The sequence below is a fragment of the Streptomyces millisiae genome (assembly GCF_031845425.1).
Lineage (GTDB): Bacteria > Actinomycetota > Actinomycetes > Streptomycetales > Streptomycetaceae > Streptomyces > Streptomyces millisiae.
Window position 1 is genome coordinate 23497 of record NZ_JAVREM010000058.1, and the last position, 17868, is coordinate 41364.

General features: G+C 72.2%; 16 protein-coding genes. 6 read left to right on the top strand and 10 right to left on the bottom strand.

Features of this window, described 5'->3' with window-relative positions:
• Positions 1-1383, top strand: coding sequence for an MATE family efflux transporter (locus RNC47_RS28445; RefSeq protein ID WP_311602784.1), 1383 nt, complete (start codon positions 1-3; stop codon positions 1381-1383).
• 626 nt (positions 1384-2009) lie between these two features.
• Here RNC47_RS28445 and RNC47_RS28450 read toward each other — a convergent pair.
• Positions 2010-2264: a hypothetical protein gene (locus tag RNC47_RS28450; protein WP_311602786.1), complete on the bottom strand. Its 255-nt coding sequence runs from the start codon at positions 2262-2264 to the stop codon at positions 2010-2012.
• Positions 2265-3210: 946 nt separating this feature from the next.
• Positions 3211-4098 (bottom strand): helix-turn-helix domain-containing protein, encoded by an 888-nt coding sequence (locus RNC47_RS28455; RefSeq protein WP_311602788.1) that lies wholly within the window; start codon positions 4096-4098, stop codon positions 3211-3213.
• 215 nt (positions 4099-4313) lie between these two features.
• Here RNC47_RS28455 and RNC47_RS28460 point away from each other — a divergent pair, with 215 nt between their 5' ends.
• The 3 genes from RNC47_RS28460 (at position 4314) to RNC47_RS28470 (ending at position 6939) form a co-directional block, all read left to right on the top strand.
• Positions 4314-5330, top strand: coding sequence for a zinc-dependent alcohol dehydrogenase family protein (locus RNC47_RS28460; RefSeq protein WP_311602789.1), 1017 nt, complete (start codon positions 4314-4316; stop codon positions 5328-5330).
• A gap of 36 nt (positions 5331-5366) precedes the next feature.
• Positions 5367-5777 (top strand): (R)-mandelonitrile lyase, encoded by a 411-nt coding sequence (locus RNC47_RS28465; RefSeq protein WP_311602791.1) that lies wholly within the window; start codon positions 5367-5369, stop codon positions 5775-5777.
• A 253-nt stretch (positions 5778-6030) separates the two neighbouring features.
• Positions 6031-6939 carry a LysR family transcriptional regulator gene (locus RNC47_RS28470; protein ID WP_311602792.1) on the top strand — a complete coding sequence of 303 codons (909 nt, stop codon included), beginning with the start codon at positions 6031-6033 and terminating at the stop codon, positions 6937-6939.
• Here RNC47_RS28470 and solA read toward each other — a convergent pair.
• The 7 genes from solA to RNC47_RS28505 form a co-directional block, all read right to left on the bottom strand.
• Positions 6911-8059, bottom strand: coding sequence for an N-methyl-L-tryptophan oxidase (solA, locus tag RNC47_RS28475; protein WP_311602793.1), 1149 nt, complete (start codon positions 8057-8059; stop codon positions 6911-6913). The genes RNC47_RS28470 and solA overlap by 29 nt on opposite strands.
• A 56-nt stretch (positions 8060-8115) precedes the next feature.
• Entirely contained in the window at positions 8116-9492 is a 1377-nt protein-coding gene (locus RNC47_RS28480) for a sodium/glutamate symporter (protein WP_311602794.1), read from the bottom strand.
• A gap of 175 nt (positions 9493-9667) precedes the next feature.
• Positions 9668-9943, bottom strand: coding sequence for a serine hydrolase (locus RNC47_RS28485; RefSeq protein WP_311602796.1), 276 nt, complete (start codon positions 9941-9943; stop codon positions 9668-9670).
• A 277-nt stretch (positions 9944-10220) separates the two neighbouring features.
• Positions 10221-13466: a hypothetical protein gene (locus RNC47_RS28490; protein WP_311602797.1), complete on the bottom strand. Its 3246-nt coding sequence runs from the start codon at positions 13464-13466 to the stop codon at positions 10221-10223.
• A gap of 271 nt (positions 13467-13737) precedes the next feature.
• Positions 13738-14163 (bottom strand): lasso peptide biosynthesis B2 protein, encoded by a 426-nt coding sequence (locus RNC47_RS28495; protein ID WP_311602798.1) that lies wholly within the window; start codon positions 14161-14163, stop codon positions 13738-13740.
• Entirely contained in the window at positions 14160-14444 is a 285-nt protein-coding gene (locus RNC47_RS28500; RefSeq protein WP_311602799.1) for a lasso peptide biosynthesis PqqD family chaperone, read from the bottom strand. The genes RNC47_RS28495 and RNC47_RS28500 overlap by 4 nt, the downstream gene beginning before the upstream one ends.
• Complete coding sequence (locus RNC47_RS28505) at positions 14407-16134, bottom strand: asparagine synthase-related protein (protein ID WP_311602800.1); 1728 nt, start codon at positions 16132-16134, stop codon at positions 14407-14409. Before RNC47_RS28505 ends, RNC47_RS28500 begins: the two co-directional genes overlap by 38 nt.
• A 533-nt stretch (positions 16135-16667) precedes the next feature.
• Between RNC47_RS28505 and RNC47_RS28510 the strand changes: the two genes are divergently transcribed.
• The gene (locus RNC47_RS28510; RefSeq protein WP_311602801.1) at positions 16668-16820 is read left to right on the top strand and encodes a hypothetical protein; all 153 of its coding nucleotides are present in this window, start codon (positions 16668-16670) and stop codon (positions 16818-16820) included.
• Between the two features lie 39 nt (positions 16821-16859).
• On the opposite strand, the gene RNC47_RS28515 is transcribed toward RNC47_RS28510, so the two are convergent.
• On the bottom strand, positions 16860-17384 hold the full coding sequence (locus tag RNC47_RS28515; RefSeq protein ID WP_311602802.1) for a CGNR zinc finger domain-containing protein: 525 nt from the start codon (positions 17382-17384) through the stop codon (positions 16860-16862).
• A gap of 92 nt (positions 17385-17476) precedes the next feature.
• Between RNC47_RS28515 and RNC47_RS28520 the strand changes: the two genes are divergently transcribed.
• Positions 17477-17868, top strand: a 392-nt coding sequence (locus RNC47_RS28520; protein WP_394814899.1) for an MFS transporter, incomplete at its 3' end; no start/stop codon positions are given.

Below are 17868 nucleotides of genomic sequence, written 5' to 3' on the forward strand. Positions count from 1 at the left end.
ATGCGCGAAGAAACCACCACAACACCCCCCACCCAACCCGCCAGGCCGCACGACCACACGACAACGCTCGGCACCCAACCGATCGGACGGCTGCTGTGGAGCACCAGCGCCCACACCACCATGTCGGTCGCCACCTACGGCGTCTACGCCCTGACCAACGCCTGGTTCGTCTCCCGAGGGGTCGGCCCCGACGCGCTGGTGGCCGTGAACGTCGTGGCGCCCGTGCTGCTGATCCTCGGCGCGGTCTCCACCACGGTCGGCGTCGGAGGCGCGTCCATGGTCTCGCGCAGCCTCGGCGCCGGGAACCCGGGCCAGGCCGCGCGGGCCGCCGGCAACACCTTTCTCGTCTACTGGACGACGGCGATCGCCATCACCCTCCTCGGTCTGCTCCTGCTCGACCCGCTCCTCGCCCTGCTGGGGGCCAGGGGCGAGGCCCGCGGCCACGCCCACGACTACGCGCTGATCATGCTGGCCGGCGCGATCACCGCCACCGGCTTCTCCAGCCTGGTGCGGGCCGAGGGGCGCCTACGCTTCTCCACCCTGCTGTGGATGCTCCCGGTCCTGTGCCAGATCGTGCTCGACCCGCTGCTGATCTTCGGCCTCGGCTGGGGCGTACGCGGCGCCGCCGTGGGGACGGTCGGCGGCCAGGCCGTCTCCATGGCGATGAGCCTGTGGTTCTTCTTCCTCCAGCGCGACCGCCCCTACCGCGTCACCCTCGCCGACCTGCGGCCACACGGCCCCACCCTGCGCGAACTGGTCGCCGTGGGGGCCCCGTCCTTCCTCGCCGGCCTCGGCAACACCCTCATCATGTTCCTCGCCAACAACCGCCTGGCGGCCCTCGGCGACCCGGCGGCCCTCACCGCGTACGCCACCTCCGTCCGCGTCACCACCTTCGTCCTCATGCCCCAGACCGGCATCGCCCAGGGCATGCAACCCCTCATCGGCTACAACACCGGCCGCGGCCTGACCACGCGCGCCGAACGCACCCGGGTCCTCGCGCTGCGCGCGACCACCCTCTACGGGACGGCCGCCTGCCTCGGCCTACTCGCCACGGCCGACCCGCTCGCCGCCGCCTTCACCGACGACCCGAACACGGCGAAGACGACCGCCGAGGTACTGCGCCTCATCGCGCTCGGCTACCCCTTCGCCGGCGTGACGGCCCTACTCGCCACCTACTTCCAGGCACGCGGACAGGCCCGCCCCTCGTTCGTGATCTCCGTCGGATCGATCCTCGCCGTCCACGTCCCGCTCCTGCTCGCCCTCAGCCTGCTGGGGACACCGTGGCTGTGGATCAGCTTCCCTGCGGCCGCGCTCCTCTCGGCCGCCGCGGCGATGCTGATCCTCCACCGCACACACCCGCCCACCCTCCCGGCCGCACCGTGAACGCCACGACAGCCCCCCTCCCCCACTCTTCCTGGAGACGTCGTCACCGAGCGGCGCTCACCACGACTCCTTCCGCCGCCGCCGAGAGCATGGGGGAAGTCCCGAGGACCACGACCGCCGGTCTCAACGCGGCGGCCTCTGGGGCGACAGGCGCCCGGGAGCCGCCGCCGGATTCCCGGGGGGCGGATCCCGGCAGGACACCCCCCGCCCTCACCGGACACCCCACCCTCACCGGCCTCCCTCCCGCCTGATCCCCCACGGTGACGACCGCCCCCCGGGCCCCGGCCACGCCACGGCTCACGCCCAGGCCCAGGCCCAGGCCCAGGCCCACGGCAGGTTCTCGACGAACGTGCGGGGCATCGTCGATACCGGCCCGTGCCCGGTGGTGGCCGCGGCCCGCCCGGTCGGGCAGCGCCGCCGGCACCCGAGCGCGGCGAGCCTTGGGGCTGTTTGGGCACTGCGAAGGCGTCACGGTGATCGGCGACGGCGCCCACATCAACACAGGCATTACCGTGCCGCACGACGACTTCCCGGCGCCCTGCGCGGCATTCGTCGCGGGGGCCCGCGCAGCGGCCCGGGAACCGCACCGGGCCACCTGCCGGGCGGCCCGGCCATCCACGCTCGGCTCATGAGGTGAACGCGACCGACTGCACGTTCATGCCCTGCGAGAAGGTTTCGGTGTTCCCCGCGCCGATACGCGCCGCCGGATCACCCGAGCAGTCGGGACTGGTGTACAGCTGTGCGGTGTACGGCGAATCGTTGGTGGCCGCCCACGTGGTGAACGGCGTCTGGACGTTCGTGGACTCGCCTGGGCCGACCGGCACCTGCTGGGCGTCTCCCGTCAGGTCGCCGCTGTCGAACAGCGTCAGTTCTGTGGCCACGGGGGATCTCCTCCTTCGTATCCGGAGACCGGCGCACGCATCGGCGGGGCCGGCAGCGGAGCGTGCCGAGTACCCGTGCCACCGAAGGGCGAACCGGATAGGGGTGGCCCTTACCCGTCCCGGCTGCCGCGCGCCCTACACGTCGGGCCGCCGCCGCGCGCGCAGCCGGCTCGTCCACCGCAGGCCGCCGGGTGGTCGCCGACGTACACGGTCTCGCGTCTGGCGTGGCCGCGCCCCGGTCACCGACACGGTGACCGGTCCACCGGCAAGCCGAGTCTCGTCTGGTTGCCAGCCGCCACGACGCGCACCCCCGCGCTGCGCCCCGCCCGGACGCCTCGCACGCCCGGTGCTCGGCCCCAAGGCCAGTCGGCCCAGCGGGGCCCAGCGGGCCCGACACCGTCTTCGCGGGTCGAAGTCGCGCCGATGTCCAGCGCCACGGGACCTGATCACGCTCGTCATGCCACGGCAGCGGCGGCATGATCCAGCCAGCGCCGAGGGGCGAGCGGCCCCCCTTTTTCAGCAGTAGCCGGAAGGGGCCGTTGAGGTCCCCCTACCCGAGGGGCGGGACCTCAGGGACAACGTCGCGCCATACTTCCGGCTGGCGCGGACCTGTCGCGACGGCCAGGCCGCCTCCCCGCACCGCTCCGACGTCGAGCTGGCCTGCAGCCGGCGAACGCCGCGACGACGAAGCGCCCCGCGGCGCGATGGCGCTGCCGCGGCGCCTTGGCGTCTTTTCTTGAAGTTGACGAAATCCAGACAGTTCGGCCTCGCCGTACACGTCATCCGTGCAGGGGCGAAAGGGACTGCCGTTTTTACGATTCCCGAAATCGGGAGGTGAGGCGCCCGTGACCCCATGGTTTCCGTGTTCTCTTCACGAGCGTGGAGACCAGGCGGTCCAGTACCCGGAAAAGCTGGCCAGCCCCCGGTGCGGCCGGTTCGGCGAGGGTCAGTCGGCTCCCCGCTCCGCAGGGTGCCCGGCGTCTCGAGTGGCGGCCCAGGAGGCGAGCAGACGCAGCCCTTCCTCGGAGGCGGAGCCGGGTTCCGCGGTGTAGATGGTGAGGGTGAGACCGGGTTCGGCCGTCATCTCCAGGCCCTCGTAGGCGAGGGTGAGGTCACCGACGGCCGGGTGGTGGAAGTGTTTGGTGCCGGTGCCGTGGTGGCGGACGTTGTGGGCGCCCCAGCGGGTGCGGAAGGCGTCGCTGCGGGTGGACAGCTCGCCGACGAGGTCGTGCAGGTCCTTGTCGTGCGGATTGCGGCCGGCCTCGGTACGCAGGATAGCGACGGCGATGTCCGCGGCCTCGTCCCAGTCGGGGTAGAAGCGGCGCGAGGCGGGGTCGAGGAAGTTGAACCGGGCCAGGTTCGCCTGGTTGCCGGCCGCGGCGTAGACGTCGGCGTAGAAGGCGCGGGCGAGGTGGTTGGTGGCCAGGAGGTCCATGCGGCCGTTGCGCACGAACGCCGGTCCGGCGGTGACGGCGTCCAGCACCCACTGCAGGCTCCGGTGCGGGGTCCAGGCCCGGGTAGTGCGGCGGCGGGGCCGGGCCAGGGCGTCGAAACCGTCGGCGGCGTGGGCCAGGTTCAGCAGGTGAGCACGTTCGGCGTCATCGAGCTGGAGGGCGCGGGCAACGGCTTCGAGGACAGCTGGGGAGACGCCGGCGAGATGACCGCGCTCCAGCTTGGCGTAGTACTCCACGCTCACATCGGCCAGCGCGGCGACCTCACTGCGGCGCAGGCCGGGAACGCGTCGGCGGCTGCCGGCAGGCAGTCCGGCCCGCTCGGGGGTGATCTTCGCACGCCGCGAGGTGAGGAACTCGCGGACCTCTGCCTGGTTGTCCACGTCTTCGACGGTACGTCCCACCCACGGCCATAGGGATGTACTGGCAGTACACCCCTTCATGGTGTCTCGCTACCCGCGCCGACAGCGGGTTACCTAGGTGACGTGGTGCTTTCCGCCCGCCACGGTGCGACGGGCGCGCACCAGCCCCCCACACCCGGCAACCGCCCCCGGACATCCGAAACCATCCGCCTCGGCACGCAAAGGAACCCCATCTCATGCGCGGCGCAGTGATCCACGCCCCCGGCGACATCCGCTTCGAGACCCTGGACGCCCCCGAGCTCCTCCACCCGACCGACGCGATCATCCGCACGGCCGTGACCTGCGTGTGTGGCTCCGACCTGTGGCCCTACCGCGGCGCGGAGCCGATCGGCGACCCGCACCCGATGGGCCACGAGTACGTCGGCTTCGTGGAAGAGGTCGGATCTGAGGTGACCTCGGTCCGGCCGGGCCAGTTCGTCGTCGGCTCCTTCGCCACCTCGGACAACACCTGTCCGAACTGCAGGAACGGCTTCCAGTCGAACTGCCTCAACCGTGAGTTCATGTCCACCTGCCAGGCCGAGTACGTGCGCATCCCCAACGCCCAGGGAACCCTGGTCGCCACCGACGGAGTGCCGGGCGAGGAGTCGTGGCCCGGACTGCTGGCCGTCTCCGACGTCATGGGCACCGGCTGGTGGGCCGCCGACGCCGCCGAGGTGAAGCCCGGCTCCACCGCCGTGGTCGTCGGCGACGGCGCGGTCGGCCTGTGCGCCGTGATCGCCGCCAAGGAGATGGGCGCGGAACGGATCATCGCCATGTCCCGCCACGAGCCCCGCCAGAAACTCGCCGTCGAGTTCGGCGCCACCGACATCGTCACCACCCGCGGTGAGGAAGGCGTAGCCCAGATCAAGGAGCTGACCGGCGGGATCGGCGCCGACAGTGTCCTGGAATGCGTCGGCACCCCCGAAGCGATGCGGCAAGCCCTACACTCCGCCCGGCCCGGCGGCACCATCGGCTTCGTCGGCGTCCCACACGAGGTCGCCATCGACGGCCAAGAACTGTTCTTCTCCCACGTCGGCCTACGCGGCGGCCCCGCCCCCGTACGCCGCTACCTGCCCGACCTCATCAACCGCGTCCTAACCGGCGCCATCAACCCCGGCAAAGTCTTCGACCTCACCCTGCCGCTGGAACAGGTCGCCGAGGGCTACCAGGCCATGGACGAACGCCGCGCCATCAAAACCCTCCTCAAGCCCTAACCCACCCGCCCGCCCGCGCAAGGGAGCACACACCTCGTGCAGATCACCCGCAACTCGCTCAACACCGTCAAGGGACCCACCGACTGGTTCACCGGCGACGTCTACATCGACACCGTCGCCGCCGCCCCGGCCCCCTCCCGAGTCACCGCCTCCCTCGTCCACTTCATGCCCGGCGCACGCACCCACTGGCACCGCCACCCACTAGGCCAGACCATCTACGTCACCGAAGGCATCGGCCTGTGCCAACGCCGCGGCGGACCCATCGAAATCATCCGACCCGGCGACCGCGTCCTATTCGAAGCCGACGAAGAACACTGGCACGGCGCCACCCCGAACCGGCTGATGACCCACCTAGCCATCAACGAAGGCGACGACGACCACGCCCTCGTCCACTGGCTCACCCCCGTCACCCACGAGGAATACACCACAACCCCCACCACCAACTAACACCACACCCCAGCCCCCAGCAAACGACCAAACCAACCCAACAAGAGGTGGTTTTCTCCCGACATTCCAGCGAGTGCACCCAGGCGCGCGGACACACAGGCGGAATCACGCCTCCACTCCGGACGTCTCGGGATGAGACAGGCGCAAGCCAACCCTCACCACCGCTCCCAACAGGCTCACCACCCCGACACCCCGAAAACCGGAAGATAACAGGGCATGAAAGGAGAAAACGACCTCTGAGAGGGTGTACCGCATGGCCGACATGGTGGAACTCAGACAACTGCGGTACTTCCTCGCGGTAGCGGAGGAACTCAGCGTGACAGCAGCGGCCCGGCGCTTCCACATGGCGCAGCCCGCACTCAGCCAGGCCGTCACCAAACTGGAACGCCAACTCGGTGCGGTCCTCTTCGACCGAGCGGGTGGCCGCCTGCGTCTCACCGCCGCCGGCCGGCTGCTGGTTCCCGAAGCCACAGCCCTGGTCAACCGCGCCCGGGAAGTGACCGAACTCGTGCCCCGCGCCCAAGGGCCCGAACCGACAGTGCTGCGCATCGGCGCCATCACCTCCGCCATCTCCGGGCTGCTGCCCCGGGTGCTGCCCGCGTTCCTGGCCGCGCACCCCTGGGTGGTGCCGCGGGTCTCCGAACTAGGGCAACGAGCACAGCTCGCAGCCCTACGGGCCGGCGACATCGACCTCGGCGTCTGCCGCCTCGCCAGCGCCGAACCCGGCACCGACGCCGAGGTCCTACCACTGACCAACGAACCACTCCACTGCGCCGCACCCACAAACCACCCACTCACCACCAACAAACCGCTGTCGTTGGGCGAGTTGGCCGGGCGTGACCTGGTCGGCTTCCCGCGCTCGTTGGCTCCGGTGGCCTACGACACGATCGTCGCGGTGTGCATGCGGGCCGGGTTCTCGCCGCGGTTCGGCCACGAGGTGCACAACGACCAGGCCATCCTCGGCCTGGTCGCGTGCGGCCTCGGGCTCGCCCTGGTGCCCGAGCTGACGACCCGGATGACGATGCCGGGCGTGGTCTACCTGCGGCTCGTCGAGGAGTACGCCGTGACCCCCCTGTCGGTCGTGGTCGGCGCCGCGGGCCCGCCGGAGGCGGCGCTGCTGCTGCGCGCCGCGCTCAGCCGGGCGTTCCCGCCGGCGGGGTGAGGAGCCGGGACGCCGTCATGTTGGCGACGTCGAAGCCGGTGCCGCGCTCCAGGGTGAGCTCGGCGGCGATCTGGCCGAACGCCGGGGCCAGCTTGAAGCCGTGTCCCGAGAAGCCGGCCAGCACCACGGCCCGGTCCGTGCCGGGGAGTCGGTCCACCACGGCGGTGCGGTCCCGGGTGTAAGCGTCCAGGTAGACGGCGTACCTGACCGGGTCGGGGTGCAGCCCCGGCAGCAGCCGGCGCACCGCCTCGCTCACCGGGCGCAGCCTGGCCTCGTCGAAGTCCCGGGTGAACGCCTCGGGTCCCGGCAGTTCGCCCCAGGCGTCGGCGAAGCCGGTCTTGACCGACATGCCGTCGAGCATCGGCACGCCGAACAGGTGGGTGCCGTCGGTGTCCCGGATGAAGGCGGGGAACCGCTCGGGGGCGTAGGGCGCCGGGTCCGTGGGGGCGAACCAGGTGAGGACGATGGGCTTGACGGTGAGGTGCCCGGCCAGGGCGGGGACGAGCCGCTCGGTCCAGGGTCCTGCGGTGAGGACGACCCGGCCGACGGTGTACTCCGTGCCGCCCGCGGTGATCAGGACCCGGTCGTCCTCGGGGCGCACGCTCTCGACCGGGGTGTGGTCGAGCAGCCGGGCGCCGTGCCGGCGTGCCTGGCCGCAGGCGGCCAGCACGGCGAGTTCGGGGCGCAGCACCCCGCCCATCGTGTCCAGGACGCCGATCTCCCCCGCGCGGGGCAGGTGTTGCGGGTAGCGGGTGGCGAGCTGGTCGTGGTCGAGGATCTCGTGGTCGAGGCCGTGCTCGTCGACCGACTGCCGGACGTTGCGCATGGGCGGCAGTTCGGGCAGGCCGATGGAGAGGCAGCCGGTGGCGTGGAACAGCGGCAGGCCGCTCTCCGCCGCCAGCTCCGTCCACAGCGCCCTAGCGCTCCTGAGCATCGGCACGTAGCCGGCGCCCTCGTGGTAGGCCATGCGGAAGAGCCGGGACTCGCCGGCCGAGGCACCCCTGTCGTGGGCCAGTCCGTACCGCTCGAAGCCGAGGACCGAGGCCCCCGCGCGGGCGAGTCGCCAGGCCGTCATGGATCCCATGGCTCCCAGGCCGATGACCGCTACGTCGGCGTCCATGGCAGTTTCCTTCCAGTTCGAGGTGTTCACGGGGGGGTGAGCGGACGGGCCGGGGGTCAGGAGGTGGGTTGGCGCACGGTCCCGGGCTCCGTGGCGCCGGTCGACCGCCGCCAGGTGTCGCGGGCGAGGAGCAGCGCGGCCCCGGTGGCGAGCAGCCCGAGCGCCGTCCAGCCACCGGCCAGGGCCCACGCGGCGCCGGCGGCGACGATGGTGGGGGTGAGCGTGACGGTCAGGGTCTCGATGGGGGCGAGCGGCAGGTAGGCGAGGCCGAACTCGTCGAGGGTGCCGGACTCCAGCTTCGGGTCGCTCATCCGCAGCAGGGCGATGCCGGTGGAGACGGACCCGGTGGCCCAGCCCCAGGTGAACAGCGCCCGCTCGAACCAGTCGCGCTCGAACACGCGGGGCGCGACGACCAGGAAGAGGACCAGGCAGATGGCGAGACCGAGGACGAAGAGCAGGATGAGCGGCGTGACGTAGTCGGCGACGAAGCTGGGCACGATGGACGCGATGCCGCAGACGATCAGCACGTCGGTCGCGGTGCCGGAGACGCTCCTGATCGTCCGTGGGTCGACGTAGTGCCAGGCCGGGGTGCGGCTGCCGGCCAGTCGGAGCAGCAGGCCGACGACGAAGGCCAACGCGAACACCGGGACCGCGAAGTCGGGGTAGAGGTCGCCGGCCCACTCGGCCAGCCCGTAGGCGGCCGCGGACACGGCGGCCACCAGCGACAGTTGCAGGGCCAGCGGCTCGATGGAGACGGCGGAGGTGGTGGCGGTGCCGGTCGAGGCGCGGTCGGCGGGTTCCCTGACGAGCCCGGAGCGCAGTTCCTCCGGGAGGCTGTCGAAGGTGCCCACGCCCTTGGCGTGGCCGCGGCGGGCCCCCCAGTTGGTGATCACGATGCCGCCGACGATCCCGACCAGCATGCCGACGGTGGCCGAGGTGAATCCGAGGGAGCTGGCCTGCTGCCAGCCGTCCTCCTCGAAGGCCGAGCCGAGCGCGGCGGCGGTGCCGAAGCCACCGGCCCAGCCGGCGAACAACAGCGTCCCGAACGCCTCCGGAGTGCCCCACACCGGCCCGAGAAATATCAGCGCGAATATCACGCCGAGCCCGACCTGGACCGCATAACTGCCGATCGAGTAGAGCGAGAATTTGCCGGTCGATTTCCCGAAGGTGCCGAATCCGGAATCGTTCGACAGCGCGAGGCACGCGAACACGACGACGATCAACACCGAGGCGTAGGTGCCGAGTTGGTCGGAGAACGGCAGGACGTCGAGCACTTCGGGGCCGAACAGCAGCCCCAGGCCGCCGGCCAGCACGCTCGACGGCAGCATCAGGCGCTGGATGATCACCAGTCGGGCGCGGAGCAGGGCGCCGACGACGAGCAGCGCCGCGACGAGTCCCGCATCGCTCAACAGCGACCAGGGGGTGTATTCCATCCGTTCACTCCTCCGCCATGTGCTTTTCCTAGCCAGGATTTCTATCAGCAGCGGCGTGGCGGAGTATAGGTAGCGACCTATACGAAGAGTCGCACAGGGTTATACGCGGTAGTTATGGCGGGAAATTCTGACACGCAGGTCATCGGCGGGAAACATCCGCGTGCCAGGCGGTTCGCTACCGTGCGTCGCGCAGCCGGATCCCGGCTGTGCGGCCGGGGACCGCGACAGGTCGGGAACGGTCGAGTACAGCCCGCCCGTGCCGACCAGGTCCGGTGCGGGAGTGGCCGGGTGCCACCTGCCGGGCCGCGTCGAGGGTGACCCGGGTGTCGGTCAGGCCCAGCGGTTCGGTGATCTGCGTGCGGATCACCGTCTCGTAGTCCGTTCCGGTGTGCCGCGACAGGCCCAGGCCGAGTAGCCCGGCACCGAGATGGGAGTAGTGGAAGCGCCTCAAACCGGACAGGGATCCGGGCCGGGCAGCCGGCGTACGGGTTGGCTGCGGGCAAGAGGGCCCGCGGCAACATGCCCTGGGCAGCCTCGGCAGCCCGGGCAGGCGAGGTGCCGCAGTTCGAGGGGGCGGCCGGCCCGCTCCGGCACCGCCGCGCCGAGCAGTTCACCCAGCGGCTGGTCTCTTGTGCACTGCCTGTTGGGAGACGCCCAGCGCCTCCGCGATCGCCACCCACCTCGCTCCAAGGCGGCGGAGCACGCTCGACCAGCCGGCCGGTCCCCGACTACCCGTGGAGTTCCTGGCGGATTTCGGTGACGAGGCCGTTGACCGTGGCGAGGCTGGAAGCGTGCTCTGCGGGGTCGTCGGCCGGGAAGCGCCGGAGGATCGTCGCGGATTCCTCCGCGGCGGACAGGGCCTCGGCCGGGCGGAGCCGACGCAGATTCAGGGCGACGAGGTGGAGGGCCGTGCCGACCTCCCGGCTCCGGAAGGAGTAGGCGGGGGACTCGTGGGACAGGGCACGCCAGAGGGTTGCGGCCTCTCGCGCCGCGGTGGCCGCCTCCTCGGCGTGGCCGGTGTCCGTCAGTTTCTCCGCGAGGCGGCGCAGGGCGAGGGCGAGTTGGTCGCGGTGTTCGGCGGCGCCGTCCCTGGCGGCGCAGTGCCGCCGGGTTCGGACCGATTCCCGGCCGAGATCCACGGCTTCCTGCCGCCGTCCCAGCAGCCACAGCGCCTCGGACAGGATCTTCGTCGTGACGGAGAGGCCGAGTTCGTGCGCGGCGGGATCGTCCCGCGCGAGGCGGCGATAGGTCTCGGCGATCCGCCCCAGCACGCGCACGGCCCGGGGCCGGGCCATGCGGTGGTAGGGATCGTCGTCCTCGTCGGGACCGAGGTCGGCGAGGTCGGCGGTCATGGTGGTGAGCACGCCGCCCAGGGCCGAGTCGAGGGGTCTCGTTCCCTCGGCCCGTAGTTCCCCGGCCGCTTCGTCCAGGTGGGCCAGGGCCTCCTCCCACCGTCCGTTCCTCGCCAGGAGGACGCTCGCCGTGACCAGCACGCCGTGGATGTCGGACCGTCCCAGGAAGTCGTCCCCCGCGTACGAGATCTCGTCCGACGTTCTGAGGAGGTGGATGACCGCGCGGTGCACGGCGAGCGCGTCCTCGGGGTGCGCGGTCGGATCGAGCATGCCCTCGAGGCCCACCAGGGCTCGCAGCAGCCCGGGCCCGCGACCGGCGGTGTCGCCGTGGGCCAGGCGGCTCAGCACCTGTACGGCCATGCTCCGCCCGGTCGTCGCCCCGGTGGCCCGCTCCTGCAGCCACACGAAGCCGAGCGCGTGGGCCATGATCTCGTACCAGGGGTCCCTGCCCTGGTCCGCTCGTGGTCGTCGGCCGCTGAGCTCCGCGGCCTCGCTGAGCGCGTCGACGGCTTCCTCGGCCCGCTCCAGCCTCAGCAGCACCGACCCCTGGATGGACAGTATGAAGACCAGGTGTTCCAGGTGCGTCTCCGGGTCCTCGCGGACCATCCGGCGAGCGCTGCCGACCGCCTCGTCGGCCAGCGCCCTTGCCTGCTCGGAGTCCGCTCCGGTGAAGGCCACGGCGGAGGCCGCCAGCACATAGGGCAGCTGGTGGGCCCAGTCGTCGGGGGCCTCGTCCGCCAGGCGGCGAACCATGTCGACCGCCTCCCGCGCCGCGGCCACCGCCAGGTCGGACGGTCCCAGCCGTGGCACGAGGAAGGCGGCCGCGGTGAGCGTCGCGGCCAGGACGTGCTGGTACTCGGCGGGGTTCTCCGCCGCCAGCCGGCGGAAGGTCTCGATGGCGTCCCGGATCGCCGCGGCCGCCTGTTCGAGTCGTGCGGCGTCGGCCGCGAGGTTTTCGAGGGGTTTCCGCGTCCAGGGTTCCAGGTCCGCGAAGACCAGCGCCTGGGCCAGTTCGAACGACGACTCGGCGAAGCGGGCTTCGAAGTTCCGTGGGGTCGCGGCGGCGAGTTCACGATAGAGCCGCACGGCCTCCGCCAACGCCGGGGCGGCCTTCCCGGCCCGCCTCGCCTGGTCGAGTCGCTGCCCCAACTCGCGGTGGATCCGGGCGCGTTCGGCGGTGTCGACCGCTGCCGACAGGCGGTGCGGGGCGAGGCGCTCGGCGAGGTCGGCGGCGGCCGCGGCGAGTTCGTCACTCGCGCCGAGGTCCGCCGGCAGGCGCGCGTCGAGGCTCTCCAACGTGGCGAGCACATGGGGCCAGCGGTGGCTGGCGGCGGTGAGGAAGGTGAGGGCCCGGGGGGCATAGGGCGGCAGGCCGCCGTGCTCCGAGTGGACGGACTCGGCCGCGGGCAGCAGGAGTTCGGGGACGCCGGCGGCCCAGGGATCGGAGGCGTGGTCGGCGAGGTGGTGGCCCGGCAGGGAGAGTGCCAGGAAGTCCTCGGCGAGGCGGTCGGGGTACAGGGGTTCCAGGACAGTGCTGGAGGCGCCGGGCGGGTAGCAGTACGCGTGGTCGGTGAGCAGGCGGTCCGCGTCGGCACCGAGTCCTGCCGTCCTGAGCGCCCGCTTCGCTTCCGGGTAAGGGAGCGGTCCGGTGAGCGCCGCGACGAAGGCGGCTCGGGAGAGCTCCGCCGTGGTGGTGCCGAGCGCCCCGGTCTCGTGCAGCGTGTGCCAGTGGCGGCGTTCCCGGTCCAGCAGGTAGGCGGTCAGGCCGGTCATGTCCGGCCCCGTGGCCGCGGTGCCGGCATGGCTGTGGCGGTCCACGGCCACCAGGGCGGCCATGTGGACCGCGAGCGTCAACCCGAAGTCCGGCCCGCTCAGTTCGGCGGGCGGCTCGATCGCGTCCGCGGGTACCCCGTAGAGGGCGGCGAAGGCGTCGCGCGCGGCACGGAACATGTCGTGGCGCTCGCTGTCGCCGATCCGGCGGCCGGTGTCGGCCAGGGGCGGTAAGGCGCGTGTCGAGGCGTCGGCCTGGAGGTCTGCGAGCGAGGCGCGTACGGCTGGCCAGGGGTCTCGGCTGCGGGCCAGCAGCAGCACTCGTGCCTGGTCGGGGGCCCGATGCAGGATCGTGTTGCTGAGCAGCCAGGTCAGCTGGGCAACCGGCCACCGGTCGGCATAGTCGACGATCAGGAGTACGCCGGCGCGGGTGTCGGTGCGCAGGTCCTGGCTTCCGGGTGGCGGGTGGGTGACGCCGAGGCCACGCGCGGCCGTTGCCACGGTCCAACCGGCGGCCTCCGACTCCTTCGCGAACCGCGCGGCCAGTCGGCTCTTGCCCTGGCCGCCCGGGGCATGTAGCCACTGGACCGCCAACCGTGGACCGTGATCGCGCCAGCGGCGCAGGTCGGCGAGTTCGTTCTCGCGCCCGCTGAAGTCGACGACCGCGAACCGCGCGTTGAGCATGCGGCTGGGCAGGTCCAGTAGCCAGGACGGGCTCGGCCGGGCTTCGGGTCGCCATCGCTGAAGGACGTACAGCGGCGCGCCGTCACCGAAGACGTGGATGTCCGCGCCGATACAGCCGTAGGCGAAGCCGTTGACCGCATGAACGGTCTGCTGCTGGGCGGGGCTCAACGCCCGTCGCCAGTGGGAAGCTGCCGTGGGATCGTGTTCACGAGCGTTCGCAAGCCGGCCTCCAGTTCGGGCTGGTCGTGCAGCGGGTCCTCAAGGTCCCCGCGTCAGCGGACGGTTCACGCCCGCCGCACCACGTCCGGGTCCGTGCCGAAAGAGTTGGCGCTCCGTCCTGGTGAAGAGGATATCGCCCACTGCCTGCCCGCGGGCCCGACAGCGCAAGGGAGATGCCCGCACCGGGTCGCCAACGGCCGACACCCGCGGCCGGGGGCCCTCATGGCCGCGACCGCTCCCGGGGCGGAACGCGGATCACCGGGGTGTACCGGACGGTGTCCCGGGGTTCGCCGACGGGGGAGCCCTCGGCCTCGATCCAGGCGTGGGCGGCGAACGGCGGGGTGCGCACGCCGCTGCACCACGTCGGCCAGGTCCCCCGCAGGCGGCACAACAACGCCGAGGCCAGGGAGCGTTGCAGGCAGTACCGCCCCGCGCACATGGTGCTGGTGGCGGTGACGTCGCGCCGCGCGACAAGCGCCTCGTCGTGGGTGGCGGCCCGGGCGCCGCGGCGGGCGGCGTTCAGGAAGGCGCGGATCCGGCGCGGCGGGAGCCTGGCCACGAGCCGCGCGGTGAGCACGACGGTGTGGATGGCGGCCCGGCTCAGCGGCCCGGGCCGCTCGCCCGGGGTGTTCAGCACCTGACTCATGTCGGGGGCAGGCCGTCGGTCAGGCGCGCGGTCGCCAGGTGATCGATGAGCGCTGCGATGTCGGCGGCTGCCCGCTCCGGCCGTACCTCGTGCGTGGCCGCCAGGCCGGAGGCGATCTCTTCGGGCGCCCTGCCGTCCAGCAGGGCGCGCAGCACCTGGGCCGCGGTGGCGTTCAGCTGCCAGTAGCGGCCGGTGCGTTCGTCGAGGAGCACCATGCCGTCCGCGGCGTCGCACGCGGTGATGTCAGGGCGCAGTCGCGGGCGGGGTGGGGGCACCTTCATCGGCGTGCTCCTTGAGGTAGGCGGGGTGGGGGTGGGCCTCCAGGTCGCGCAGCCACGCCTCGGCGCCGATGGTGGACTCCAGCACGGCGGCTCCCGTGCCGAGCAAGCCCGGCGACAGGAAGGCGCGGCGCAACGGGTCGGGGTCGGCCAGGCCCGCCTCGACCAGCCGGGAGTCGTCCGCCCAGGCGGCGAGGTCCCGGCGCCGCGCGACCAGGCCCGCCTGCCACTCCTCGCCGGCGTGGTCCTTGGTGGTCCGGGTCCGGATCGCCTCCGGAACGATTCCGCGCATGGCGGCGGCCAACAGCGGCTTGTAGCGGGCGGGGTGCCCGGTCTGCTCGGGTCTCGCCCGGAGGCAGGCGTCGATGACCGCGTCATCGCAGAACGGCGCGTCGTTCGGCAGCCCGGCCCGCGCGGCCGCGCGGGCGATCTGCCCCGCGCCCGTGGCGGCGATCCTGGCGCTGTGGGCCCAGGCGTGCGCGCCGCGGTCCTTCGCCAGCGGCGCCACCGGCACGCCGTCGCTGACGGCGGCGTCGCGCAGCAGACCTGCCAGCAGGCCGACGGCGTGGCCAGTGGCCCACGGGGGTGGTGCGAGCGGTGCGCTCCAGTCGCAGCGGCGCGGGCCGGGGCGGTCGGCGGTGGCGAGGGTGTCCGCCTGGTCGGTCAGCCAGCGCCCCAGCGGACGGTGGCCGGCCAGCTCCCGCAGGGTCGCGGCGAGTGGCCACCGCGCTCGCGCCCGGTGCGCGGCCAGGTGCCGCAGGCCCGAGGCCGGGTGGCGGCGTACGAGGCGGTGCAGGTAGGCGGGGGGCGCGGTCACCACGTGGTCGCCGCCATGCCCCGACAGCCTCCGCCGGGCGCCGTGTTCCCGCAGCACGCGCGCCAACTCGGCCTGCTGCGCCAGGTCGCGGAGCAGCACGGTGGGTGCGTCGCCCGGCTCCGCCCGCTCGGTCATACCGGCAAAGTGGCCGGGGAGTTCGGCGGACGGGAAGACCAGGTGGGTGAGGCCCGGCAGGGCACGGGCGGCGTGGTCGGCGTAGGAGGCGTCCTGATTGGTGGCCGCCGACCAGTGCAGGGTGACGGCCACGAGCCTGGCGCCGGCCTCGGCGGCCAGGAAGCACAGGGAGGTGGAATCCATCCCGCCCGAAAGGTCGGCACCCCATGTCTGACCGGGCGTGATCCGCAGTGCGACGGCTTCCCGCAGCGCCTCCCGCACCAGTGGTGCGGCCTCGGCCAGCGGCAGTTCCGACGGCGGTGAGTGCCACCACGGCGTGGTCGACCAGGATCCGTCGCGTCCGAGCCGCAGCCCGTGGCCCGGCGTGACCGTGGCGACGCCCGGCCACATCGCCGCGTGCTCCAGCGGATAGGGCAGCCGCGGCACGAGCCGGGCGGCCAGTCGGGCGGGATCCGGCCGCCTGCCGGTCAGCCACGCGAGGGTGCGGGCGCGGTCGGCCGCCACGGCCACTCCCGCGACGTCGCCCCGGTACAGCCGTCGGTCGCCGGCGGCCGTGCCCCGCCCGTAGACCTCGCCGTCCACGGAGGCCAGCAGGTGGAAACTGCCGCGCGCCCCCTCGGCGACCGCGGGCGCGTCCCGGACGGTCCGGACCTTCTTGGCCCGCGCCCGTAGTTGGGCGGGCGAGAGGGAGCAGGCCCCGGCCACCGCGAGCCGCGCTCCGCCCGTGGCGGCGGTGGTCATCCGACCCGGTTCCCAGCAGCCCACCAGCCACGGCCGGCCCGAGGCGTGCGGCAGTACGCGACAGGCATAGCGTGCCAGGCGTCTCATGACGAACGAGGCGGGCTCACGGTCCGGCAACACCACGAACCAGCAGTCGTCAACCGGCTCGACCCCCGTCAAGGGAGCACCCGCGGCATGTCGTCGTCCCCTCCCGCTGGAAATCCCCCGAAGCCTGACGGTGAACGCACGTCGCCCGGTTCGACGCTCGCTCAACCGCGTTTGTGAAACGTCTTTTTCGGCATTCTGGTCAACTGGTCGATGCAGGTGAGTGGTTTTCCTGAGGGACCGGCGCATAAACGGAGTTCATGCAGGCGGGCGGCGCAACCGACAGGCGCACGCCCTTCCGTGTGCGAGGACGGGTTTCGACAGTGCGCCGAATACTGTGGGTTTAGGGGAAAGCGCGTCACCGTCCCGGGTGATCGATCGCGTTCTCGTCATGTGCGACGGGTAGGCATGCGCAGACGGACATGTCGTTCCGATGGGAGGTAGTGGCGATGAGTGAGGAACCGAGCAGGGACGAACAGCGCGAGGTGTACGTTCCCCCGGATCTGGCATACGCGGGCACCTTCTTCGACCAGACGCGGGGAGACGACTACCTCGGGTTGGCGGAAGGCAACGGCTTCTACTGGTGCGGCGCCTGCGACTAGCGTCGCGCGTCACCGAACTGCCGGGGGTGGCTCAACGGGTCAGATCCGTGCCGCTCGGGCCCGGTGTCTGCGGACGGCGTCGCGGTTGGCGCACCGGTGCGAGCAGTACCGCTGTCGTCCGGTGCGCGAGGTGTCGGCGAAGGCCGTGTGGCACTCGGTCACCTCGCAGCGCCGCAGCCGGTGCATGCCACGGCCGGTCAGATGTAGCGCGGTGCCGACCGCGAACAGCGTGAACAGCACGGAGCCGAGCGGCTGTTCCGCGTCCCGATAGTGCAGGTGCCAGCCGGTACCGAGGTGGGAGGTCAGCCGCGGGTAGGCGGCGGCCTCGGCCAGCATCCGGTTCAACAGATCGGCACGCTCCTGCTCCCCATGGGCGTCGACGATCCCCTCCCACGCGTCCAGGGCGGCCCGGGCGCGCCCGAGGTCCTCCGGTGTCACCCGGCGTTCCAGCACGAGCCCCGCGGCGCGGCAGCGGTCCGCCAGCTCGGTCGCGCTCTCGGGTCGGCGGTTGGCCAGGTCCGCGGCCAGGTTCACCGCGTCCTCGCCGTAAGGGTTGAGCATCACAAGGTCATTACAGCAGCGTGGTCGGCATGACACAACGCACCGCCGAGCGCGCCCGATCTCAGGCCCGCGACCCGTGACGCTATCGCTGGATCGTGCTGGACGTCGCCACCTTCACCCAGGCCGCCGCGGGCTTCTTCGTGGGCGGCATCGGCGCGCTTGGCGTCCACCTTCAGCGTGCGCTGGACCTGAGCACGGCACAGCTGGGGCTGCTGGTCTCGGCGGCCCAGTTCGTGCCGCTGGTCGGGTTGTTGGTGGCGGGCGAGCTGCTCGATCGCTACAGCGAGCGCTGGGTGGTCGGTATCGGGGCCGGCGTGGTCGCGGTGGCGCTCGGCGCGGGAAGCCTGGCGCCGGGCTATGTGGAGTTGCCCCGGTCTGACAGACACCGATGGGCTTGCGTTCTATGCGGCTGCGTGGAGCACGCTATGTGGTGCCTTCGTGGTGTGACGGTGTTCGTACTCGGCTGGGCTGAGCTGGCCGTTGGCCG